Origin of the sequence: Flavobacterium sharifuzzamanii, from assembly GCF_003254585.1 — a bacterium.
In the GTDB taxonomy this organism is placed as follows: Bacteria; Bacteroidota; Bacteroidia; order Flavobacteriales; family Flavobacteriaceae; genus Flavobacterium; species Flavobacterium sharifuzzamanii.
In genome coordinates this window covers 190,576-212,257 of record NZ_QJGZ01000033.1, presented here as the reverse complement: position 1 = coordinate 212,257, position 21,682 = coordinate 190,576, and the positions used below count along the sequence as shown (strand labels likewise).

General features: G+C 32.2%; 23 protein-coding genes. 9 read left to right on the top strand and 14 right to left on the bottom strand.

From position 1 onward, the window contains the following. Nucleotides 1–31: 31 nt before the first annotated feature. Complete coding sequence (locus tag DMA14_RS04045; protein WP_111423329.1) at nt 32–412, bottom strand: ankyrin repeat domain-containing protein; 381 nt, start codon at nt 410–412, stop codon at nt 32–34. A gap of 383 nt (nt 413–795) precedes the next feature. Here DMA14_RS04045 and DMA14_RS04040 point away from each other — a divergent pair, with 383 nt between their 5' ends. Then, complete coding sequence (locus DMA14_RS04040; RefSeq protein WP_111423328.1) at nt 796–1,338, top strand: SRPBCC family protein; 543 nt, start codon at nt 796–798, stop codon at nt 1,336–1,338. A 62-nt stretch (nt 1,339–1,400) separates the two neighbouring features. Here the strand turns inward: DMA14_RS04040 and DMA14_RS04035 are convergent, their stop codons facing one another. The 8 genes from DMA14_RS04035 to DMA14_RS04000 form a co-directional block, all read right to left on the bottom strand. Next, nucleotides 1,401–1,781, bottom strand: a complete 381-nt coding sequence (locus DMA14_RS04035; RefSeq protein ID WP_111423327.1) for an ankyrin repeat domain-containing protein — start codon at nt 1,779–1,781, stop codon at nt 1,401–1,403. Between the two features lie 153 nt (nt 1,782–1,934). Beyond that, a complete protein-coding gene (locus DMA14_RS04030; RefSeq protein WP_111423326.1) occupies nt 1,935–2,315 on the bottom strand; it encodes an ankyrin repeat domain-containing protein in 381 nt (126 codons plus the stop codon). A 269-nt stretch (nt 2,316–2,584) separates the two neighbouring features. Beyond that, the gene (locus tag DMA14_RS04025; protein ID WP_111423325.1) at nt 2,585–3,538 is read right to left on the bottom strand and encodes a phosphoribosylaminoimidazolesuccinocarboxamide synthase; all 954 of its coding nucleotides are present in this window, start codon (nt 3,536–3,538) and stop codon (nt 2,585–2,587) included. Nucleotides 3,539–3,625: 87 nt separating this feature from the next. Then, nucleotides 3,626–4,219 (bottom strand): hypothetical protein, encoded by a 594-nt coding sequence (locus DMA14_RS04020; protein ID WP_111423324.1) that lies wholly within the window; start codon nt 4,217–4,219, stop codon nt 3,626–3,628. 111 nt (nt 4,220–4,330) lie between these two features. Then, nucleotides 4,331–5,161 carry a Cof-type HAD-IIB family hydrolase gene (locus DMA14_RS04015; protein WP_111423323.1) on the bottom strand — a complete coding sequence of 277 codons (831 nt, stop codon included), beginning with the start codon at nt 5,159–5,161 and terminating at the stop codon, nt 4,331–4,333. 137 nt (nt 5,162–5,298) lie between these two features. Further along, nucleotides 5,299–5,661, bottom strand: a complete 363-nt coding sequence (locus tag DMA14_RS04010) for a DUF1801 domain-containing protein (protein WP_111423322.1) — start codon at nt 5,659–5,661, stop codon at nt 5,299–5,301. Nucleotides 5,662–5,675: 14 nt separating this feature from the next. Next, the gene (locus tag DMA14_RS04005; protein ID WP_111423321.1) at nt 5,676–6,362 is read right to left on the bottom strand and encodes a hypothetical protein; all 687 of its coding nucleotides are present in this window, start codon (nt 6,360–6,362) and stop codon (nt 5,676–5,678) included. A gap of 146 nt (nt 6,363–6,508) precedes the next feature. Beyond that, nucleotides 6,509–7,459: a PhoH family protein gene (locus tag DMA14_RS04000; RefSeq protein WP_008469028.1), complete on the bottom strand. Its 951-nt coding sequence runs from the start codon at nt 7,457–7,459 to the stop codon at nt 6,509–6,511. 264 nt (nt 7,460–7,723) lie between these two features. On the opposite strand from DMA14_RS04000, the gene DMA14_RS03995 reads away from it, so the two are divergent. The 6 genes from DMA14_RS03995 (at nt 7,724) to DMA14_RS03970 (ending at nt 13,958) form a co-directional block, all read left to right on the top strand. Next, a complete protein-coding gene (locus tag DMA14_RS03995) occupies nt 7,724–8,551 on the top strand; it encodes an SAM hydrolase/SAM-dependent halogenase family protein (RefSeq protein ID WP_111423320.1) in 828 nt (275 codons plus the stop codon). Nucleotides 8,552–8,877: 326 nt separating this feature from the next. After that, complete coding sequence (locus DMA14_RS03990) at nt 8,878–9,174, top strand: putative quinol monooxygenase (protein WP_111423319.1); 297 nt, start codon at nt 8,878–8,880, stop codon at nt 9,172–9,174. A gap of 77 nt (nt 9,175–9,251) precedes the next feature. Further along, nucleotides 9,252–9,977, top strand: coding sequence for a gliding motility-associated ABC transporter permease subunit GldF (gene gldF / locus DMA14_RS03985; protein WP_111423318.1), 726 nt, complete (start codon nt 9,252–9,254; stop codon nt 9,975–9,977). Then, nucleotides 9,977–11,662, top strand: coding sequence for a gliding motility-associated ABC transporter substrate-binding protein GldG (gldG, locus tag DMA14_RS03980; RefSeq protein WP_111423317.1), 1,686 nt, complete (start codon nt 9,977–9,979; stop codon nt 11,660–11,662). The genes gldF and gldG overlap by 1 nt, the downstream gene beginning before the upstream one ends. Nucleotides 11,663–11,770: 108 nt before the next feature. Then, nucleotides 11,771–12,889 (top strand): DNA polymerase III subunit beta, encoded by a 1,119-nt coding sequence (gene dnaN, locus DMA14_RS03975; protein WP_111423316.1) that lies wholly within the window; start codon nt 11,771–11,773, stop codon nt 12,887–12,889. 439 nt (nt 12,890–13,328) lie between these two features. After that, on the top strand, nt 13,329–13,958 hold the full coding sequence (locus DMA14_RS03970) for a DsbA family oxidoreductase (protein ID WP_111423315.1): 630 nt from the start codon (nt 13,329–13,331) through the stop codon (nt 13,956–13,958). 86 nt (nt 13,959–14,044) lie between these two features. Here DMA14_RS03970 and DMA14_RS23060 read toward each other — a convergent pair whose 3' ends face one another. Further along, nucleotides 14,045–14,176 carry a hypothetical protein gene (locus tag DMA14_RS23060; protein ID WP_260402254.1) on the bottom strand — a complete coding sequence of 44 codons (132 nt, stop codon included), beginning with the start codon at nt 14,174–14,176 and terminating at the stop codon, nt 14,045–14,047. Nucleotides 14,177–14,400: 224 nt separating this feature from the next. Here DMA14_RS23060 and DMA14_RS03965 point away from each other — a divergent pair, with 224 nt between their 5' ends. Next, nucleotides 14,401–14,724 carry a hypothetical protein gene (locus DMA14_RS03965; RefSeq protein WP_111423314.1) on the top strand — a complete coding sequence of 108 codons (324 nt, stop codon included), beginning with the start codon at nt 14,401–14,403 and terminating at the stop codon, nt 14,722–14,724. 249 nt (nt 14,725–14,973) lie between these two features. Here the strand turns inward: DMA14_RS03965 and DMA14_RS03960 are convergent, their stop codons facing one another. From DMA14_RS03960 to DMA14_RS03945, 4 genes are all read right to left on the bottom strand, one after another. Beyond that, the gene (locus tag DMA14_RS03960; protein WP_111423313.1) at nt 14,974–16,104 is read right to left on the bottom strand and encodes an efflux RND transporter periplasmic adaptor subunit; all 1,131 of its coding nucleotides are present in this window, start codon (nt 16,102–16,104) and stop codon (nt 14,974–14,976) included. Nucleotide 16,105: 1 nt separating this feature from the next. Next, entirely contained in the window at nt 16,106–20,482 is a 4,377-nt protein-coding gene (locus DMA14_RS03955; protein ID WP_111423312.1) for a CusA/CzcA family heavy metal efflux RND transporter, read from the bottom strand. Between the two features lie 80 nt (nt 20,483–20,562). Next, the gene (locus DMA14_RS03950) at nt 20,563–20,940 is read right to left on the bottom strand and encodes a hypothetical protein (RefSeq protein WP_111423311.1); all 378 of its coding nucleotides are present in this window, start codon (nt 20,938–20,940) and stop codon (nt 20,563–20,565) included. 75 nt (nt 20,941–21,015) lie between these two features. Further along, entirely contained in the window at nt 21,016–21,312 is a 297-nt protein-coding gene (locus DMA14_RS03945) for a winged helix-turn-helix transcriptional regulator (protein WP_111423310.1), read from the bottom strand. Nucleotides 21,313–21,402: 90 nt separating this feature from the next. Between DMA14_RS03945 and DMA14_RS03940 the strand changes: the two genes are divergently transcribed. Then, nucleotides 21,403–21,648 (top strand): hypothetical protein, encoded by a 246-nt coding sequence (locus tag DMA14_RS03940; RefSeq protein WP_111423309.1) that lies wholly within the window; start codon nt 21,403–21,405, stop codon nt 21,646–21,648. Nucleotides 21,649–21,682: the final 34 nt, after the last annotated feature.

The window sequence follows — 21,682 nt, the reverse complement described above, 5'->3', positions numbered from 1 at the left end:
TCATTTTTACTAACTCAAAACTTTTAAACTGTTATTTCAAATCTTTCAAAAGCGCAATTGCTTCTGAAGCATTCGATCCTTGTGCATATTTTAATGCAGTATAACCTTTTTCATTTTTGACATTTGGATTTGCACCATTAGCCAATAAAATTTTTATGATTTCGTGTTTATTGTAAAGTGCGGCAGTCATCAAAGGAGTAAAATCTTCAGATAATTGGTTTACATCCGCGCCGTATTCAATAAATTTTTTAACGGTTTCAAGATCTCCTTTACTAATAGCAACGTTTAAAGGAGTTCCTACATAACTTTTAAGCTCAACTGGATTTTTAACAGTTGAATTCTCGTTTGAAGCCATTGCTACATTTCCAAATGTTACTAAGGCTAGTCCTAAATAAATAACTGATTTTTTCATAATGATTGATGTTTATTAAATGATTGATGATGATTTTAATTTGATGAAGTAAAGGTAATTTATTTCTTTCTATTATGCATTACAAAGTACCATGTTTTAACCAATTCTTAACAGTTACTTAATAAAACGATAATCAAAAGGCCCGAACGTTATCAAATTATTGATTTTACTATAATAGACTACTTAAAAGCAAAAATGTTACAACAAATCCTATTTTTTTTACTCTTTTTAAAACCAATATTCCCAAAACACATGAAATAATTTTTTAAATTTACTATATCATTAGAAATCAAAACGATAACATTATAGTTCTAAAACCTTATAATTCTGGACTTCACAAATAAAATCAACCAAAAAAAATACTAACCTCAAAACCACGAGTCATGATTTTTATTAAAAGAATTTTAGTTATTTTAATTTTGCTTATTTCGATTGTTTTAATTGCTGCTTATTTTATGCCGAAGGAATATTCGGTTGAAAGAGAAATTACAATCAATAAACCTGCTGATAGTATTTTTAAGTATGTCAGATCACTTAAAAATCAAAATGAGTTTAGCGTATGGGCCAATATGGATCCAAAAATGAAAGTTACATATAGAGGAATTGACGGTATGGTGGGTTCTGTTTCTTCTTGGGAAAGTAATGTAAAAGAAGTTGGTGTTGGCGAACAGGAGATAACAAAAATAACAGAAAACAGACGTTTAGATTTTGCACTTCGTTTTAAAAAGCCAATGGATGACACCGCTATCGGGTTTATGTCTACAGAACCTATTTCTGAAAATCAGACAAAAGTTAAATGGGGAATTAATGGTGTAATTCCATATCCAACAAATATTATGCTCCCAATGTTAAGAATGGATCAAATGATTGGAAATGATCTACAAAAAGGTCTTGAGAATTTAAAAGACAAAATGGAAGAAAATTAAATCTTCTCTTATAAAAAAAGCATCATTTTTTTAATGATGCTTTTCTTTTTCATAAAAGGTTTTCATCTCAACTTTTCCAGAATAGCTATGGATTCAGATGCTTTTGCATAATTAGCATAATCTAATGCTTTAAACCCTTGCTCATTTACAATTGACGATTTAGCGCCATTTGCCAACAAAATTTTAATGATTTCAACATGATTATAGCGAGCTGCCAACATTAAGGGCGTCATCTTTCTTGACATTTTATTGACATCTGCTCCATATTCAATACATTTTTTCACTTTTTCAATATCTCCACTACATATAGCTCTATGTAGAGGCGATGTCGAATAATCTGGATTTTCAATTTGATTTTTAATTGCCAACTCTTGATCAGAAACAGTGGCAAAACTTGCAAATACGACAAAAGCCGTCCCTAGAATAATTACTGTCTTTTTCATAATTGATTGTTTATTAAATGATTGATGACGATTTATTTATACTATAGACGACTGACAAATGAATTTGGTTGCAGATTTTTGAAAAAAAAAGAATAAAAAAAAGCATCACCCTTTAAAAAGATGATGCTTTTCATTTTTTTTCTCTTAAAAATTTTACCTAAGACCTTTTAAAATGGCCGCAGATTCAACTGCTTTTGCATATCTAGCATAATCTAATGCTCTAAGTCCATGCGCATTTTCAATTGAAGGTTTAGCTCCATTTGCCAATAAAATTTTTACAATTTCAACATTGTTAAAACGAGCTGCAAGCATTAAAGGAGTCATATTACGCACAATTTTATTTACATCTGCACCATATTCAATGCTTTTCTTTACGGTTTCAACATCTCCATTACAAACCGCTAAATGTAAAGGTGATTCTAAATCAAAAGGAAGTTCAATTTGATTTTTACTTTCTAACTTCAAATTCGAAGCTGTTGCAAAATTTGCAAATACGGCCAAAGCCGTTCCGAAAACGATTACTGTTTTTTTCATGATTGATTGCTTGTTTAATGATTAATGATTGTGATGATTACTTGTTAGACGCACATTATGCATAAAACGTTGCATTAAAAATGAAAAAAAACAATAAAATTCTGAAAATGCTCAATGAGAGAAGCAGAATTGTGTTTTTGTATAAATTTTAAGTTAGATTTTCTATTACAAATGATTTACATCAAAAGAAAATGCCCTACTGTAAGATATACAGCAGGGCATTTTTCATTATAAATTTTAAATCTTAAATTAGTTTAAATTCAAGTTTATTATTTTGAAGAAAGATATTCTAATACATTTTTTTCAATACGCTGATCAATATTGGCAATATCAGCTTTTACAAATTTCTCTCCTAAAATATTTTCATATAATTCAATATATCTTTCAGAAACTGACTCGATATATTCGTCTGTCATATTTGGAATCTGCTGTCCTTCTTGCCCTTGAAAACCATTTTCGATTAACCAACGACGAACAAATTCTTTAGATAATTGTTTTTGTTCCTCACCTTTTTCTTGTCTTTCAGCATAACCTTCAGCGTAGAAATAACGAGAAGAATCTGGAGTGTGAATTTCGTCAATTAGAACAATAACTCCATCTTTTGTTTTTCCGAATTCATATTTTGTATCTACTAAAATCAATCCGCGTTTTGCAGCAATTTCAGTTCCTCTTTGAAACAAAGCTCTAGTATATTTTTCTAAAACTAAATAATCTTCTTCCGAAACAATTCCTTTTGCTAAAATATCTTCACGAGAAATATCTTCGTCATGAGAACCATTATCTGCTTTTGTAGTTGGTGTAATAATTGGCTCAGGAAATTTATCGTTTTCTTTTAAACCTTCAGCCATAGTTACACCACAGATTTGTTTTCTTCCTGCTGCATATTCACGAGCTGCGTGGCCAGATAAATAACCGCGTATAACCATTTCAACTTTAAAAGGTTCGCATAAATGTCCAACAGCAACGTTTGGATCTGGAGTAGCAATCAGCCAGTTTGGAACGATATCTTGTGTCAATTCCATAAATTTTGTTGCAATCTGGTTTAAGATTTGCCCTTTATACGGAATTCCTTTTGGCAAAACTACATCAAAAGCCGAAAGTCTATCGGTAGCTACCATTACTAAAAGTTCGTCGTTAATATTGTAAACTTCTCTAACTTTTCCGCGGTAAACTGATTTCTGATTCGGGAAATTAAAATTTGTAGTTGTGATTGTATTACTCATTATCTAGTTGTGTTGTTTTTTTATGAAGGCAAATTTAAAACTATTTGGCAGAGCAAACAAAGAAAATATTACTTCAATTTTAGCGAATTATTTAAAACTCAAAATTCCTTTACCAAAAGATTTTATAGATGCATCAAGACTTCCAAGCGTCGTATCTGATAGTTTTTTAAAATCGGTCGATCTGACGATTAAAATTTGTCCTTGATCTTTAGCTGGCGCATTTGGAATAAAAATTACAGCTGAACCATTTTGATCTTCTTCAATTAAATGTGCGGGTTGCCAAAAATCTCCGTTTTTAAACAAAATAGGTAAATCTGTAACAGGTTTAGGCTCATGATTTCTTTTCAAAAGTTTTTCTTCTGCCTCTTTCTTATTTTTTTCATAACCTGGCAAAAAAATCATTAGCTTCTCATCTACCCAATTGGTAAATCTTTTTAAAATAGATAAACGCATCAAAAAGCCGCTTAAATAAATTAAAACCACCAAAATCATTCCGCCCACAATATCGGTCGCGTATTTTCCCAATATCAAATCCAAACGCAGGAAGTGCGCAAATTTTTCTCCATAATTCTGAAAAAACTTCCAGACTTTTCCCAATAGAATAAAAAAAACTAAAAGCGGTAATAAAACTAATGCTCCCGAAATCAAGTTTCGTTCAGCTTGAAGTAGAAATTTTTTCATGGTTAAATAATTAAGGTTAAAAAAATAAGAGCTAACTCTCTGTGAATTAGCTCTTATAAAAATAACTATTATTTAGTATTCAGCAACAATCTGAATGTAAAATACTATTAATTAACTTGTTGCAAATTCTTTATCTAAAATTTTAGACACAATATATTTTGCAACGCCATCTTCGGCATTTGTTTTAATTACCTCCAAATCTGGCAAAGCATCTTTTAAAATTGAAGGTGCATTTCCCATAATCAAACCTTTTCCGGTTGCAGACAACATTTGCAAATCATTAAAACCATCTCCAAACGAAATAGCTTCATCCAAAGTAAAGCCTTCTTTTTCTAACACTTTTTCAATTGCAACCGCCTTGTCTACAGACTTGTCCATAAATTCTAAACAAGTTGGCAAGCTAAAAGCGTGATGCAAATGTTCTGAAGAGTTTGCCAAAACAGCATCTCTAACTTTTACCAATTTTTCATGATTTTCACAAGAGAAGAAAATCTTGATCGCTTTAAAATCTTCTATTGTTTTGTAGTCGACCAATTCAGGGCGATATTTTAAATCGGCTTGAAAAGAGTTTAATCTTTCATTCCATTTATTAGTCTGCCAAACATTTTCTTTGAATAACACAACCGTAACATCTGGATCGATTTCTATATTTAATGCCGCTTTAACCACATCGCTGTCTAAATTAAAAGCAAAAAGTTCTTCTTTATTTGGCGAATGAATTCTTCCTCCATTAGAACTTACAAGGTAAACTGGCACTTCAAGTGTATCTATAATAGCCAATGCATCAAGATGATGACGTCCTGTAGCCACCACAATTAGATAACCTTGATTATGAAGTTCCTGAAAAACTGATTTGGTATATTCTGAAATTCTGTGTTGTGGGTTGAGTAAAGTTCCGTCAAGGTCACTTACAACCGCTTTTATATTTTTAAGTTTTGTCATATTAATTATCAAATTCGATGAAATGCAAATTTAAAGCTTTAAGACCGTTTAGCCAAAGATTACACGCTATGAAAGCTAGATTTGAGGTAAGTTTATTATTTATTTAACTATTCCGTTAAATTATACGTTTTAAACAATTAAATCTTAACAATTCCATTTTTATACAAATTTATCGCTTTCTGAATTACAGTTTCAATTTGTTTCAAAGGCAAATTTTCATTAACATCGAACATCATAATTTTCATTCTCGAACGATTCTCCTGAATTAGAAAAGATTCCTCAAAATGTTTTCCTTCAACAATTCCGATATAAGGTTGTTTGAGTTTTTTGTGAATCCATAAATAGCAGAACATTTTTCCTTTATAAGAAAAAAAAGGCATTCCGTATTTTAAAGTATTGGTTATGTCTTGATCTTGTTTTAAGATGATTTCTTTTAATGCGAGAAATATTCCTTTTATGGGTTCTTCTTGATTAAGGTAAAAATCATCTAGTTGTTTCATCTTCAAATATAAGTTTAATAATTAAACCCATCTTTCCAATCCATAATTTCTTTTGGGTGATTCTTATCATTTGGATAATTATTTTTGACAAATATGAATTGGTCTTTCGTTAACAATACAATTTTTCCATCATTTCCTGAACTAATTGGATAGAATTGATCATTACTACCTTGCAAATTAAGCTGATCGTTTAGCATTTCAATAAAATTTAAATAAGCTATCGTCCAATCATAATTTCCAAAATCATTATCGAAAGCGATATATTCTTTTCCATTTAATTTTATCTTATGCAGTAAATGTTTTTCCGTTTGAGATTCAAATTCTTCAGATATTACAAGTTTTAAATTTAACTTATCAAATAAAACTTTAACGGTTTCTAAATATTGAATTAATCCCTCTCCTTCAAACAATGTTTCAGAATCAATAATATAAAATCTATTATCTGTAAAACTTAAATCTTCTCTCATTTGACCTTCAAAGAAATTCAATTCATCATAAGATTTTTCAAATTCATCTCTTGTAATTTTCAAATCAATTTTATCGGTTAAATTGAAAAAATTCAATCTGTTTAACTCTTGAACAATTTCCTTCCCAGTTAATTTATTTATTTTTCTTTCTGTTTTATTTTCTTCTCTTTTTTGGGCATAACACTTAACCGCAAAAAAAAGTAAACCAACAATCAAAATAATTTTACTTTCCATTCTTTTTTAATCGAATAATTCTTTCTTCAATGATAATAAAAAAATATTCGTTTTGCACTTTTCAAAAGAAAACATACAAAACGAATATTAATAAATGTTAAAACACAATTCACGATTTACATTTAACATTTCACTAAAATTTATAATTAATCGTGGTTTTCTATTTGCTTGTAAGCATCGATTACCTTTTTAACCAATCTGTGGCGAACGATATCTTTATCATCCAAATAAATAATTCCGATACCTTCAATGTCTTTTAGAACCAAAAGTGCTTCTTTAAGACCAGAAATGGTTCTTCTCGGCAAATCGACCTGACCTGGATCACCAGTAATCATGAATTTGGCATTTTTTCCCATACGGGTCAAAAACATTTTCATTTGTGAGTGAGTGGTATTCTGAGCTTCATCAAGAATTACAAAAGCATTGTCAAGAGTTCGTCCACGCATGAAAGCCAAAGGAGCAATTTGAATAATTCCTTTTAGAATATAATCTTCCAATTTTTCGTTCGGAATCATATCTCGCAAGGCATCATAAAGTGGCTGCATGTAAGGATCAAGTTTTTCCTTCATATCTCCAGGCAAGAAACCTAGGTTCTCTCCTGCTTCAACTGCCGGACGCGTTAGAATGATTCTTTTTACTTCCTTATCCTTCAGCATTTTTACAGCCATTGCAACTCCTGTGTACGTTTTTCCTGTTCCGGCTGGACCAACTGCAAAAACCATATCATTCTTTTTAACAGTATCAACCAGCAATTGCTGATTTGGAGTCATTGCCTTCACAATCTTACCGCCAACACCATGAACTAAGATTTTGTCATGATCGTAAGCTCTCTTTTCGTCCTGACCATCACTCATTATTACACGCTCAATTACATTATCGTCAATATTGTTGTAACGTGTAAAGTGAAGCATTAATCTTTGAAATCTTTTTTCGAATTCGTCTAAAACTTCTTTTTCGCCAAATGCTTTTAAAGTTGTCCCTCGCGCTACGATTTTAAGCTTTGGGTAATACTTTTTAATTATTTCTAAATGGCTGTCTTGCGCGCCCCAAAATTCTTTGGGTGCAATATCTACTAGCTCGATTATTCTTTCGTTCAAATGAAGTAGTTTTAAATTAAAAATTCCTTTTAATATTTAGTGGTTGTCGGGTCTTTTTTATTTATCACAATAATCAAACTCAGCTTTCAATTTCATTCTCATAAAACTTAAATTAGTGTTTTTGAATATTGTAACTTGCAAATACTTTAAAAATCACAATTTGTCTTTTCTTTCTTTCAATTTGTGTTTACTATTATTAGCTTTGCATTTCTCAAATTTAATGAAAATTAGATTTAAATACTATCAATAGTTATAAACAAAAATATGTCAATAATTACCCTTACTACAGACTACGGCTTGAAAGATCACTTTGTGGGGTCGCTGAAGGGTAAAATACTATCTGAAAATCCAGAGGTTCAAATCATTGACATTTCTCATGACATTGATCCCTTTAATACTGCTGAAGCAAGTTACATTATTGGCGCAGCTTATATGAGCTTCCCAAAAGGCACTGTTCACCTTATTGGTGTCGATATCGAACGCAATAAAGAAAACCAACATATTGCTATGCAATGGAACGATCACTACTTTATTTGCGCCGATAACGGAATCTTGAGCATGCTAACACAGAAAATTGTTCCGCAAAAAATTGTGGCAATCAATATTCATGATCGTTTCCCGATTGAAGCTACAGATTTGGATATCTTCATTCAGGTCGCTTCTCACTTATCAAAAGGTGGTTTACTGAATGTAATCGGAAAAGAAATTCAATCTATTAAGGAAGCGACAGAACTTCAAGCTCTAGTTGCTGATGATGGAAATTCTATAAAAGGAAACATCATTTACATCGATCATTTTGGAAACGTTGTAACTAATATTTCTAAAAAACAATTCTTAGAAATTTCACGCGGACGTCCGTATGAAATTGTAATGAATCCAAAAAGCATCAAAACGATTCTTCCTAATTATTCGGCTATTGCAACTTCTGACAAGTATCCGATTAAAACTTATGAAGGAGAAAAACTGGCGATTTTTAATGAAGCTGGTTTTCTTGAAATCGCGATTTTCAGAAGCAACCCTTCTAAAGTGGGTTCTGCAAATAGTCTTCTTGGATTGAATTATCGTGATGTAATTACGATCAAATTCTCCTAAATTAATTTTAGATTTTAGAATTCAGATTTTTGTTTAATTCTCTCGCAGATTTTGCTGATTGAACAGATTTTTTATTGTTTTTAATTTGAAATATAGCCCGTGGTTTCAACCACGGGGACACAACGCATATCACTCAACGTTTCCCGTGGTTGAAACCACGGGCTATGTTTGAAAAATACTGTGAAAATAGAATCTAAAAATCGACATTTATAATATTTCATTTTTTATTTAAAACAACAATCTATTTTGGTATTTTTGCGCACCTGTAATGCTTTAGATAATTCAAAAAATCTAAGATCAACAGTCTAAATTTTTAAATTACAAACATGTTTGTTCGAATAGTAAAAATGAGTTTTCACGAAGAAAAAATTCCCGATTTTCTGGAGAATTTTGAATCGGTGAAAGAGAAAATACGAAATGCAGAAGGAAATCGTTTTTTAGAATTATATCAGGATAAAAATGATAAATGTATCTTCTTCACTTACAGTTATTGGGAAACCGAAGATGATTTAGAAAATTACAGAAATTCTGAACTGTTTAATACCGTTTGGAATTTTACAAAAAAATTATTCAACGCAAAACCTGAAGCTTGGAGCGTTGATAAATTGGTGAGCTTAAATTAGTTTCAGGTTTAAGGTTTCACGTTAAGCGTGCAGTCTGAAACTTGAAACGTGAAACAATAAAAAAACAAAAAACACGAATGAAATCAATCATTTTACGAGAAATAAAATCCTTTTTTGGTTCTCCTATTGGCTATTTGGTCATTGCAATATTCTTAATCAGCAACGGGCTCTTTTTATGGGTTTTCGAAGGAGATTATAATATATTAAATACAGGTTATGCCGATTTAACTCCGTTTTTTACATTAGCTCCTTGGATTTTAATTTTCTTAATTCCAGCCGTTACCATGAGAAGTTTCTCTGACGAAAAAAAACAAGGCACTTTAGAATTACTTTTGACTAAACCTTTATCAATTTGGGAAATCGTAAATGGTAAATTTTTCGGTTCGTTTTTATTGATCATTTTAGCGATTATACCAACTTTAATTTATGTAAAAGTAATTTCAGATTTAGGTTCGCCAGAAGGCAATATTGACATGGGAAGCACAATTGGCTCTTATTTTGGTTTATTGTTTTTAATTGCTTCTTATTCAGCAATCGGAATCTTTACTTCTACCCTTTCAGAAAATCAGATTGTGGCTTTTATTATTGCCGTTTTCCTATGCTTTTTCTTTTATTTTGGTTTTGAAGGCTTAGCTTCTTTAATTCCTAGTTCAAACAGTTTTATTTCGGTTTTAGGAATGCAAAATCACTTTAAAAGTATGAGCCGCGGTGTAATTGATACTCGAGATATTATTTACTTTTTAAGCATTGCAATCGCTTTCTTGTCTTTTACTGTTTATAAATTAAAATCTTTTAAAGCCTAATGAAACTATCTACAAAGCAAAATTTAAAGGCATTAGGCATCACTATTTTTATTTTAGTTGTTCTAAATATACTTGGAACCTTATTTTTTCACCGTTTTGATTTAACCAAAGACAAACGTTATACATTATCACCAACTTCGTTAGGAATTGTAAAACAGGTCCAGAATCCACTTTCTATAAAAATTTATATGGCTGGTGAACTTCCTCCCGATTTTAGACGTTTACAGCAGGAAACTAAACAGTTATTAGAAGAATTTCAAGCTTACAACAACAACATTGTTTTCGAGTTTGTTGATCCGTTAGAAAATGAAGATGAGAGTGAAGAACTGACAAAATCACTTTTCCAGAAAGGATTAACTCCTGTAAATATTACGGTTGACGATAAAGGAAAACAATCACAAGCTATGGTTTTCCCATGGGCAGTTGCAGTTTACAATAACAAAGAAGTTAATATTCCTTTATTGAAAAATATAATGGGATCTTCTACTACACAAAAAGTAATTGGATCAATTCAGCATTTAGAATATTCTATTGCTGACGCCATCAATAAAGTAACTAAAAACAAACAGAAAAAAGTCGCAATCATAAAAGGAAATGGTGAATTGAACGAAATTCACGTTGCGAAAATGTTAATGCAAATTCGCGAAAGTTATTTTATTGGACCTTTCACTTTAGATTCTGTTGCAAAAGATCCAAACGGAACTTTAAATGCGTTAAAAAAATATGATTTAGCCATTATTTCTAAACCAACTGAAAAATTCTCTGACGAAGAAAAAGAAGTTCTAGATCAGTTTATTATGAACGGCGGAAAAACCATTTGGCTTATTGACCAAGTGGCTGCCGATATAGACAGTCTATACAATGATATGGGTGCAACTTTGGCATATCCAAGAGATTTAAATCTAAACGATATGTTCTTTAAATACGGATTCAGAATTAATCCTGATCTAATTAAAGATGAGCAAGGAAGCCCAATTAAACTAGCAACTGGCGAGCAAGGAAGCGCAACACAATATCAGGATTTTATTTGGAAATTTGCTCCGCAAGTTTATCCAACTAGCACACATCCTATTGTTAAAAATCTGGGTGGAATTAAATTCGATTTTGCGAATCCGATTGACACTTTGAAAAATGGAATTAAGAAAACCGTATTATTACAATCTTCTCAATATTCTAAAACAATTGGTTCTCCTGTAGAAGTAAATCTGAATATGGTTACTGAGAAAACAACTCCGCAGGATTATTTAAACAAAGGAAATAAACCGCTTGCTGTTTTACTTGAAGGTTCATTTCATTCAGCTTTCGAAAATAGAATTCTGCCTTTCAAAGACAATTCGTTTACAGCAAAAGGAAAATCAAACAAAATGATTGTAATTGCCGACGGAGATATTGCAAGAAATCAATTGGACAAAAACATGATGCCAGTAGAATTAGGTTACGACCAAAGAACTGGCCAATTATATGACAACAAAGACTTCATCATGAACTGCATCAATTATCTTCTTGATGATACAGGACTTATTAACATTAGAAGTAAAGATGTTGAACTGCCTTTATTGGACAAAGAAAAAGTTTATGACAGCTATACCAAGACCCAATTCATAACTATCGGAGTACCAATTCTAATTTTAACAGTTTTTGGACTTGTTTTTACTTTTGTAAGAAAAAGAAAATACAGCAAATAGATGTTAATAAAAAAATGTAATACTTTAGATAGTTTAAGATATATTTGTAATCCGTATATTTAGCCCTTTATTTGCTAAAGCATCCATCAAAAAAATAAAATAAAACAGATGAAATTTATAGTATCGAGTTCGTACTTATTAAAACAATTACAAGTTTTAGGTAGTGTAATCAATAGCAATAATACGTTGCCTATTTTAGACAACTTTTTATTTGAACTAAACAGCAATGAGTTGACCGTTTCGGCTTCAGATCTTGAAACAACAATGTCAGCTACATTATCGATCGATTCTACAAGTAAAGGAAGTGTAGCTGTTCCAGCTAAGCTTTTGCTTGAAATTTTAAAAACTTTCCCAGAACAGCCGTTAACTTTTACAGTTGAAGATAACAATACAGTAGAGATTAGTTCAAACTCTGGTAAATATGCATTGGCTTACGCTGCAGGAGAAGAATTTCCTAAAGCAGTAAGTCTTGAAGATCCATCTGTAACACTTGTTCCTGCAGAAGTTTTGGCAACTGCAGTAAGTAAAACTATTTTTGCTGCTGGAAACGATGATTTACGTCCAGTAATGTCTGGAGTTTTCTTCCAGTTTTCGCCAGAAGGATTAATTTTCGTAGCTACAGATGCTCATAAATTGGTAAAATATGCACGTACAGATGTAAAAGCTTCTCAAGTAGCAGATTTTATTATGCCTAAAAAACCTTTAAACATTTTAAAAAGTATTTTAGGAACTTCTGATGCTGAAGTAAAAATTGAATATAACGATTCAAATGCGACTTTCTCATTTGACAATTACATCTTAATGTGTCGTTTAATAGATGGAAAATACCCAAATTACGAAGCGGTAATTCCGAAAGAAAATCCAAACAAATTAATGATTGACCGTTCTTTATTCTTAAGTTCAGTTAAACGTGTTGCGATTTTCTCTAACAAAACTACACACCAAATTCGTTTAAAAATTGCTGGAGCAGAATTAAATGTTTCTGCAGAAGATATTGACTACTCAAACAAAGCAGAAGAAAGATTGACTTGTGATTATCAAGGAGATGATTTACAAATTGGCTTCAACTCTCGTTTCTTAACTGAAATGCTGACTAATCTTCAATCTGACATGATTATGCTTGAAATGTCATTACCAAATAGAGCTGGTATTTTAACGCCAGTAGATGGTTTGGAAGAGGGAGAAACGGTTACCATGTTGGTAATGCCTGTAATGTTAAATAGTTAACATTAAAGTTTCTTTCTGTTACAGGGATATTTTTTAGTTTCAATATAAAGATCTATCATTGTAAAAAAAAAGATATCGCTATTAACCAACCATTTTTTATACCTAGAAACCGCAATTCTCCTAAAGAGTTGCGGTTTTTTATTTGAGGTTGTTTTTGTTTCAAGTTTCAGGTTTCACGTTGATATACTTTGTGCTTTTCTTAACGCAAAGAACGCAAAGATTTTACGCAAAGTTCGCTAAGATTCTTGCTTAGGATTGTTCTAGAATAATAAGAATACAAAGCTTTGTGAACTTATCTCCTTTATAAAAGGCTTTGGAGAAAACAAAACTTTGTGACCTTTGCGTAAAATCTTTGCGTTCTTTGCGCTATAAATTATATGCATAGTATATCAACTTGAAACCTAAAAGTTGAAACAACAATTTTCCGTATCTTTGCAATATGAAAATAGAAATTTGGTCGGACATCATGTGTCCGTTTTGTTATATCGGAAAAAGACAATTGGAAACTGCATTAGCAGATTTTCCAAATAATGAGTTTGAAATTGAATGGAAAAGCTTTCAGTTAGATCCAACTATTACTTCAGAACCTGATATGGACGTTTATACGTTTTTAGCAGAAAGAAAAGGCATGTCGATTGAACAATCTAAAGAAATGCACAAAGGCGTAGCAGAGCGCGCTAAAAGTGTTGGTTTGGATTATAACTTTGACAAAGCGGTTATCTCTAATTCCTTAAATGCCCATAGAATCATTCAATTGGCTAAAACCAAAAATATGGGTGACAGAATGGAAGAGATATTCTTTAAAGCTTATTTTACAGACGGAGAGGATTTAAATAACGGTCTTACTTTAATTAAATTAGGAATTGAAGCTGGCTTAGAAGAAAAAGAAATCAGAGAAGTGCTAGAGAGCGATTCTTTATTCTTAAAAGAAGTTCAGTCAGATATTAAAGAAGCAGGCGAAATTGGTGTTCAAGGCGTTCCTTTCTTTGTGTTTGACAGAAAATATGCTGTTTCGGGTGCTCAGCCTGTTGAAACATTTGTAAAAACAATTCAAGAGGTTTTAAAATAAGCTTTAATCTTATAAAATTTAAAAGCGTGCTGTTTATATATAGACAGCACGCTTTTATTATTTAGTCTTTTCAATAAACTAAAAAATTAATGACCTGCTCTACCTTTTGAATCTGTTGATTTTGTTGTAGTGCTTTTTCCTCTAGAACCATTCATAGATTTTTGAGTTTTTCCAGAATCTTTCATTCCAGATTTCGAATCTTTTCTTGAAGTTTCCATAATGTTATAATTTTTTAAATTATTTAGTTATACAAAGTTGCAAAATACGTAAGTGTTTATTTTACAGAATCATACTTGAATTTTACAAAATGCGACTTAACTTAAAATTTCTTTGCAAACAAATCATGTAAGATTAAAAGTAAATCTTATAATTTTTTTTAACAGCTTATTTCCAAACTTTGTATATATTATTTTGAAACATTTACTAATTTAAAATAGCAGCCATGAGAACAGATGCCCAAAAAAGAGAAACTGCAAGATTAAATGATTATAAATGCAGTAAACCCAATCATATTGATACAGCTCATGAAAATGAAGCTATGGATCAAGAATTTACTTCAGGACAAGATCAAGATAATCATTACAGAAATCAATGCGATCATTTCTCTGATGATTCTTATGAAATCATAGAAAGCGGACTAAATCTGGCTGAGGATAATACGCCTTATTCTTCTTATGATAACACAAATCCCTATAACAGTTACAATTTAGATAATGAGGATGATAAATATAACTATCTTCCTCACTACAGAAATTTAGAATACTAAAATTCCATAACAACTACGTCGACAAAAAATGATCCCGAAATTATGAGTGAACACTTATCTAATGAATCCTTCTATTTTAGTTATTGACGAAAATGAAATTTTTTTAATAAATAAAAACAATTGAAGAGAATATATTACCTCAATAACAATCCTTTAAAAACTATTATTTAAAGAAAAAATAAAACCCCAGTAAAACTAAATTTACTGGGGTTTCTTGTTTAACTCTAAATTGTAATCAGAAAATAAACATTATTGTTCGTCATTATTCATGGCAGACATCAGTAAAGTGTAAGCATTCTTTATAACTACTTTTGAAGAACTAGAAATGGCCTCAGAAATAATCTGGTTATAACCTTCGTTCCTCACTCCAGACTTCACTTCTATTATTTGAAACTGATTATTTCCAAGTTCTGTAAACACATAAAATTTACCTTCCCAACGTACTACAGCATCTTCTGGAACTGTCAATGCTTTTTGGTTCTCAATTTCAACTTCCGCATTCACAAACAAACCAGGCAAAAGTGCCGGATTATATGTATTCACTTTACAAATAATTTCAGCTGCACGGTCTCCATTTAAACTTTGATTTATAAAAGCAATTTTTGCTCCGTATTTCTTAGTGTCAGAAGCATTTGCATAAACCATTACATTCTGTCCTACCGAAAGTGAAGCAACATCTTTTTCGAATGCATTTAAAGTCAATACAATGTCTTTTTTATCGATTAATTCAAAAAGCATATCAGTTGGATTTACATATTTTCCGATATTGACATTTACTTTAGAAACCAAACCATTAATAGGCGAAATGACTTTTATGGTTTTACTTATATTATTAACGTTTAATGTTTTAGCATTAATTCCTAATAAGTTTAATTTTTGTTCTAAAGAAGACATTGTGATGCGTTGCGTACGCATTTCGGTTGTAATCTGCTCCAAAACCTTATCACTCGCAGCCTTGTTTAGATTAAGTTCTTTTTGTCTTTTGTGTTCGTTTTGTGCCAATTCAAACTTTTCTTTAGCCATAAGATAATCTTGCTGCAATTCGATGAACCGCATATCTTCTAAAACGGCCAAAACTTGTCCTTTCTGCACATTCATTCCAGCAATTAAATTGGTGCTTTTTACATAACCTCCCAACGGAATACTAATACTTATCACGCTTTTTGGCGGAACAGTTACTGTTCCTTGCAGTTGCAAAATCTCTTTTACATTTTTCAAAGTCGGATTACCGCTTACTAATCCAGCGTTTTTAACCTGTTCAGTACTTAATTTAATGATATTAATGCTTTTAGTTTCAGCATCTTTATTTTCTTCCGTTTTCTTATTTCCGCAGGACAATAGAAATATAGCGCCTATAAACGCTGCAATATATTTTTTCATTTTAAATGTTATTTAGATTTTGAAGAGTTACAACTGCTTTATTGTAAGCATTAAGTGCGTCAAGATATTCGCTTTTGATTGTAATAGCTTGATTTACTACTAAAACCCATTGCAGATAATCAATATCACCATTTTGCAACTGACTGCTTGAAGCCTCAATAATGGTCTGAGCATTTTTTAAACCTTCTTTTTCGTAGTATTCTAAACTTTCCTGATATTTTTTCACTTCTCGATCAGCGTTTTCCAGATTGGTTTTCATCTCAATTTTAGCTGCTTCGGAAAGCTCAACATAACTCTCATATTCTGCCTTTGCTGCACGCTTTCGTTCTGTCTGACTTGTAAAGAAAATCGGAATTGAAAGCCCAGCATTTATATAATTAAATCTTTGTGAACTATCATAATACACTTCCTGACCAGAAGCATTAGTTTGAGCACCAATAATGCTTAAATTATTATACCCTAAAGTAATTTCTGGAAGCAGTTTAGCACTTTCTGTTTTCCATCTCCATTTTGCAGATTCCGATTCAAATTGTGAACGCTGAACAGCTGGAAGATTCTCTGTTTTTATATTTTCAATTAGTGACGAATTCAAGACCGCTTTTATTTTTTCGCTTTTCGGAGCATAGACTACTTTATCTTGAAGAACAGAATTAAACAGATTTAAGGCAATTTCAATGTCTCGGTTTACCATTACCAATTGATTGCTATAAAATTGTCTAGCAGACTGCGAAGCACTTTTTTCCAAAACATTGGCTTCACCAGCTTTAAATCGTAAATCAGACTTTTTCTCCATAATTCTATAAATCGAATCAGCATAAACCAAAAGTTCTTTTTTGCTCTCGAGCCATAAATAATCGTAATAACTGTTACGAACTCTGGTTTTAATTTCCTGAGAAGTCAGTTGCACTTCGGCTTTAGCTTTATTAAAATCAGCTTGTAGTGCTTTCTTCTGATTGCTGTAAACAGTAGGAAAAGCAAAAGTCTGACTAATTCCAAAACGAGTATCTTTCTGCGCGCTATTAAATTGTCCATAATCGGCATCTATTTGTGTCTGCGGAAGATTATAAGCCGTTTTCTGCAAATGGCTTTTAGACTGTTCGTTTAACTTAGCCGATTTAATTGTTCTGTTATTCTGAATCGCAATTGAAATTGATTCGTCTAACGAAATTGGTAATTGTTGTGCATTTGCCGTATTACCAATAAAAAGAAAGCCTAATAAAATGGTCAGATTATTCATGTGTTTTTTTCTTTTTTTCGTAAAAACTTTAGCGTGGTATGTCATTAAATAAATCGCTGGAAGTACAAACAATGTTAAAAGAGTTGCTGTCACCAATCCGCCGATTACAACGGTTGCTAGCGGACGCTGTACCTCTGCTCCTGCTCCGTTGCTTAATGCCATTGGCAAAAATCCTAAAGAAGCTACAGCTGCGGTCATTAAGACCGGACGCAATCTATTTTTGGTTCCTAATAGAATAATATCAAATGGATCTGTGATTTCGCCATGTTTTTGAATTCGGTTGAATTCAGATATCAAAACGATTCCGTTTAATACAGCTACTCCAAAAAGCGCAATAAATCCGACTCCTGCAGAAATACTAAAAGGCATATCTCTCATAACTAATGCGAAGACACCTCCAATTGCGGAAAGCGGAATTGCGGTAAAAATGATAATTCCTTCTTTAAAGGATCTAAAGGCAAAATACAACAGAGCAAAAATCATTAATAAAGCAGCGGGAACTGCAACTCCCAATCTTGCTTTGGCTTGCTGTAAGTTTTCAAAAGCACCACCATACGTAATATAATAGCCTGGATCAAACTTAATTTGTTGATTTACTTTTTTCTGCAATTCTTCTACAATCGATTGTACGTCTCTACCTCGAACATTAAATCCGACGATGATTCTGCGTTTTGCATTTTCTCTCTGAATCTGATTTGGCCCTTCTACTTCATCTACTTTTGCTACTTGATAAAGCGGAATCTGCATTCCAGATGGTGTTGCAATTAACAGATTTCGAACATCTTCGATACCTCTTCTTCCGTTATCTTCCACACGAATCACCATATCAAAACGTTTTTCACCTTCATAAATACTTCCAGCAACAGCACCTGCAAAAGCGGCATTAATCGTAGCATTTACATCTGCAACACGTAAACCATATTTGGCCATTTCTGCCCAATTGTAATCAATTACGATTTGAGGCATTCCGGTTACTTTTTCTACATATAAATCGGCCGCACCTTCAACAGTTTTGCTAATAGCTCCCAGTTTTTCGGCATATTCTGAAAGTTTCTGAAGATCTTCTCCGTAAATTTTACAAACTAAATCTTGTTTAGCTCCTGTCATTAATTCGTTAAAACGCATTTGAACCGGAAACTGAAATCCTGTTGTAACTCCAGGCGCAATTCTTTTAACGGTCTTCGTCATTTTATCAGCCAATTCAGGGAATGAAGAAGCGCTTGTCCATTCTGATTTGTCTTTTAAAACAATAATCATATCTCCACCTTCAATTGGCATAGGATCGGTTGGAATCTCGGCGCTTCCAATTCTTGAAACTACTTGCTGCACCTCTGGAAACTCCTTTTTAAGTTCCTTAGAAATTTTTGTAATTGTTTCTGTAGTTGTTGAAAGATTAGTTCCTAAAAGCAAACGCGTTTCTACTGCAAAATCACCTTCTTCCAATTGTGGAATAAATTCTCCTCCCATTCTTCCAAACAATAAAACTGCAATTCCAAAAAGCACAAATGCTCCAATGACAATTGCCTTTCTAATGCTTAAAGCTTTTGTAAGCCATCCTTCATAAACATTTTCTAATCTTTCCATAATACGGTCAGAAAGATTCTTTTTATGGCTGATTTTTTTGCTTAAAAACAAAGCACTAACCATTGGAACATAAGTAAGCGACAAGATGAAAGCTCCTAAAATGGCAAATGCAACCGTCTGCGCCATTGGTTTGAACATTTTGCCTTCAATTCCTTGTAAAGAAAGAATTGGCAAATACACAATTAGAATAATGATTTGTCCAAAAACTGCTGCATTCATCATACGCGCAGCCGATCCTGTTACTTCTTTGTCCATTTCGTCTTGAGAAATATTCGAAACCGACTGGTATTTTTTTGAACTATGAAGATGGTGCAGAATGGCTTCTACAATAATTACGGCTCCGTCAACAATTAATCCGAAATCTAGAGCACCAAGACTCATAAGGTTTCCGCTTACACCAAAAGTATTCATCATAATAATGGCAAAAAGCATTGCGAGCGGAATAACCGAAGCTACAATAAAACCTGCTCTAAGATTTCCGAGGAATAAAACCAGAATTAGCACAACAATTAAAGCACCTTCAATTAGGTTTTTTTCTACTGTTCCAATGGCATTATCAACCATTTTTGTTCGATCCAAGAAAGGTTCAATCTTTAAACCGTCAGGAAGGATTTTTTCTATTTCGGCAATTTTATCTTTTACATTGACAATAACATTGTTGGCGTTTTCACCTTTCAGCATCATTACAATTCCGCCGACAGATTCTCCGTATTCATCTGTTGTTAAAGCACCATAACGAATTGCCGAGGAAATCTTAACATCAGCAACATCTTTAACTAAAATCGGGAGACCTCCTTGTGTGCTTTTAACCACAATGTTTTCAATATCTTTAATACTTTTAGCTAAACCAGTACTTCTAATATAAGATACCGTTGGTCCTTTCTCAATATAAGCTCCTCCTGTATTTTCATTACTACTATTTAGAGCAGTAAAAACTTCACTAATCGTTAAGTTTTGTGCTTTCAATCTTGCTGGATTTACAGCAATTTCATATTGTTTTAATTTTCCACCAAAAGTTGAAACATCGGCAATTCCAGCAGTTCCTAAAAGTTGCCTTCTAATTGTCCAATCTTGGATTGTTCTGAGATCTTCTAGAGAATATTTCTCTTCATAACCAGGTTTTGGTTTTAGAACATATTGATATATTTCTCCCAAACCAGTAGTTACTGGAGCCATTTCGGGTCTGTTGGCATTTCTATCGATCTCTACTTGCTGCAGTCTTTCTGTAATTTGCTGTCTAGCCCAATACACATCGGCATCGTCTTCAAAAACAACACTTACTAATGAAAGTCCGAATCGCGAAATACTACGGCTTTCTTTAAGATGTGGAATATTGCTAATAGCCTGTTCGATCGGGAAAGTGATTAATCTTTCTACGTCTTCAGCTCCAAGAGATGACGCTGTGGTAATAATTTGCACTTGATTGTTTGTGATGTCCGGCACGGCATCAATCGGCAATTGGGTAACCTCATACACACCATAGACAATCCACAGCAGTGTAAAGATTCCAATTGCCAGTTTGTTCTTAACTGAGAACTGAATTACTTTATTAAGCATAATGTATTTATTAAAAAATAATAGATGAGCCACTAGAAACCATGTGTTTCAGCGACTTCAATAAAAATTTTAAAAAATATTTATGCTACCGGTGGTCGGAATAAAGAAAGCAGATTGGGATCTGAATGAAGATTAGATCTGTAAGTTGGAATTTTTAATTGCGGTAATTCTAGATTAAAAGGAATAGGAAGTAAATCTTTGTCATCTAAAATAAAAACAAAGTGAAACGAGCTGCTGCTAATTGTTTTAAAAGGAAGCTTCATATCGCGATCTGCGTCATTATCCTTTAAATCTTCTCCCCAGTAATGCATAGACAAGAAATCGATGAAACTTAAATCCATCAGCTTTTTGTGCTCTTGAAAATGCTCAATCAGTATTGGCAGTTTATAAAACTGCTGTACAAAACTGCTGTTTGAAGCTATTAGAAAGATAAATATGTAGACAATTTGTTTTCGCACAAGGCAAATTTAGCCCAAATAATATAATTTTTCACTATGAAAAATAGGTTGAATATATTTTTTAACAATTTAGATTTATTGGGATAATCCTTCCAATTGCTGAAAAACAGGAATTAAAGCTTTTCCTTTCTCGGTCAAATTATATTCAATGTGAAGCGGTTTTAGTTTAATTGTAATTTTTTCCAAAAGCCCTTCTTCTTCCAACTCTTTTAATGCCGTAGCTAAAGATTGCTTGTTTGAACCTTGAATCTGACGCAATAAATTATTAAAACGCAAAGGCGATTCTACAGCCAAACGGAAAATTTCTGCCTTCCATTTTCCAGATAACATTTTTAGCAGTCTTTGCGCTGGACAAGTTTCTTTTTCTTCCATAATGGTTTTGGGTAGTCAAAAAAATCTGACTTATTGTTTGGGAAAGTTTTTTAATTAAAATTTGTTGTTATTCTAAAGTAAAAATAGCAAATGAAAACAAAGAAACCAAGCGAAATGAGCATCGAAGAGCTCTTAAAAATGCAGAAAACTATTAAAGCAACAATCAAAATTTTGATATTAATTGCCATCTTATTGCTAATCATTATTGTATTTGTGTTCCTCGAAAAGGGATTATTAAGTTTAATGATATTTCCTTTCTCAATGGCTTTTCTTATTACATACTCCAGTTTTCTTAAAGAAATCCAGCAGGAAATTGCTTCGAGGAATTTGGTATAAAAAACCTCTGATAAATATTCAGTTATAGTTTTTA

Excerpts from the sequence above, each read along its gene's own strand:
- DMA14_RS04045 (WP_111423329.1), bottom strand. The coding sequence starts at position 412 with ATGAAAAAATCAGTTATTTATTTAGGACTAGCCTTAGTAACATTTGGA.
- DMA14_RS04040 (WP_111423328.1), top strand. The coding sequence starts at position 796 with ATGATTTTTATTAAAAGAATTTTAGTTATTTTAATTTTGCTTATTTCG.
- DMA14_RS04035 (WP_111423327.1), bottom strand. The coding sequence starts at position 1,781 with ATGAAAAAGACAGTAATTATTCTAGGGACGGCTTTTGTCGTATTTGCA.
- DMA14_RS04030 (WP_111423326.1), bottom strand. The coding sequence starts at position 2,315 with ATGAAAAAAACAGTAATCGTTTTCGGAACGGCTTTGGCCGTATTTGCA.
- DMA14_RS04025 (WP_111423325.1), bottom strand. The coding sequence starts at position 3,538 with ATGAGTAATACAATCACAACTACAAATTTTAATTTCCCGAATCAGAAA.
- DMA14_RS04020 (WP_111423324.1), bottom strand. The coding sequence starts at position 4,219 with ATGAAAAAATTTCTACTTCAAGCTGAACGAAACTTGATTTCGGGAGCA.
- DMA14_RS04015 (WP_111423323.1), bottom strand. The coding sequence starts at position 5,161 with ATGACAAAACTTAAAAATATAAAAGCGGTTGTAAGTGACCTTGACGGA.
- DMA14_RS04010 (WP_111423322.1), bottom strand. The coding sequence starts at position 5,661 with ATGAAACAACTAGATGATTTTTACCTTAATCAAGAAGAACCCATAAAA.
- DMA14_RS04005 (WP_111423321.1), bottom strand. The coding sequence starts at position 6,362 with ATGGAAAGTAAAATTATTTTGATTGTTGGTTTACTTTTTTTTGCGGTT.
- DMA14_RS03995 (WP_111423320.1), top strand. The coding sequence starts at position 7,724 with ATGTCAATAATTACCCTTACTACAGACTACGGCTTGAAAGATCACTTT.
- DMA14_RS03990 (WP_111423319.1), top strand. The coding sequence starts at position 8,878 with ATGTTTGTTCGAATAGTAAAAATGAGTTTTCACGAAGAAAAAATTCCC.
- gldF (WP_111423318.1), top strand. The coding sequence starts at position 9,252 with ATGAAATCAATCATTTTACGAGAAATAAAATCCTTTTTTGGTTCTCCT.
- gldG (WP_111423317.1), top strand. The coding sequence starts at position 9,977 with ATGAAACTATCTACAAAGCAAAATTTAAAGGCATTAGGCATCACTATT.
- dnaN (WP_111423316.1), top strand. The coding sequence starts at position 11,771 with ATGAAATTTATAGTATCGAGTTCGTACTTATTAAAACAATTACAAGTT.
- DMA14_RS03970 (WP_111423315.1), top strand. The coding sequence starts at position 13,329 with ATGAAAATAGAAATTTGGTCGGACATCATGTGTCCGTTTTGTTATATC.
- DMA14_RS23060 (WP_260402254.1), bottom strand. The coding sequence starts at position 14,176 with ATGGAAACTTCAAGAAAAGATTCGAAATCTGGAATGAAAGATTCTGGA.
- DMA14_RS03965 (WP_111423314.1), top strand. The coding sequence starts at position 14,401 with ATGAGAACAGATGCCCAAAAAAGAGAAACTGCAAGATTAAATGATTAT.
- DMA14_RS03960 (WP_111423313.1), bottom strand. The coding sequence starts at position 16,104 with ATGAAAAAATATATTGCAGCGTTTATAGGCGCTATATTTCTATTGTCC.
- DMA14_RS03955 (WP_111423312.1), bottom strand. The coding sequence starts at position 20,482 with ATGCTTAATAAAGTAATTCAGTTCTCAGTTAAGAACAAACTGGCAATT.
- DMA14_RS03945 (WP_111423310.1), bottom strand. The coding sequence starts at position 21,312 with ATGGAAGAAAAAGAAACTTGTCCAGCGCAAAGACTGCTAAAAATGTTA.
- DMA14_RS03940 (WP_111423309.1), top strand. The coding sequence starts at position 21,403 with ATGAAAACAAAGAAACCAAGCGAAATGAGCATCGAAGAGCTCTTAAAA.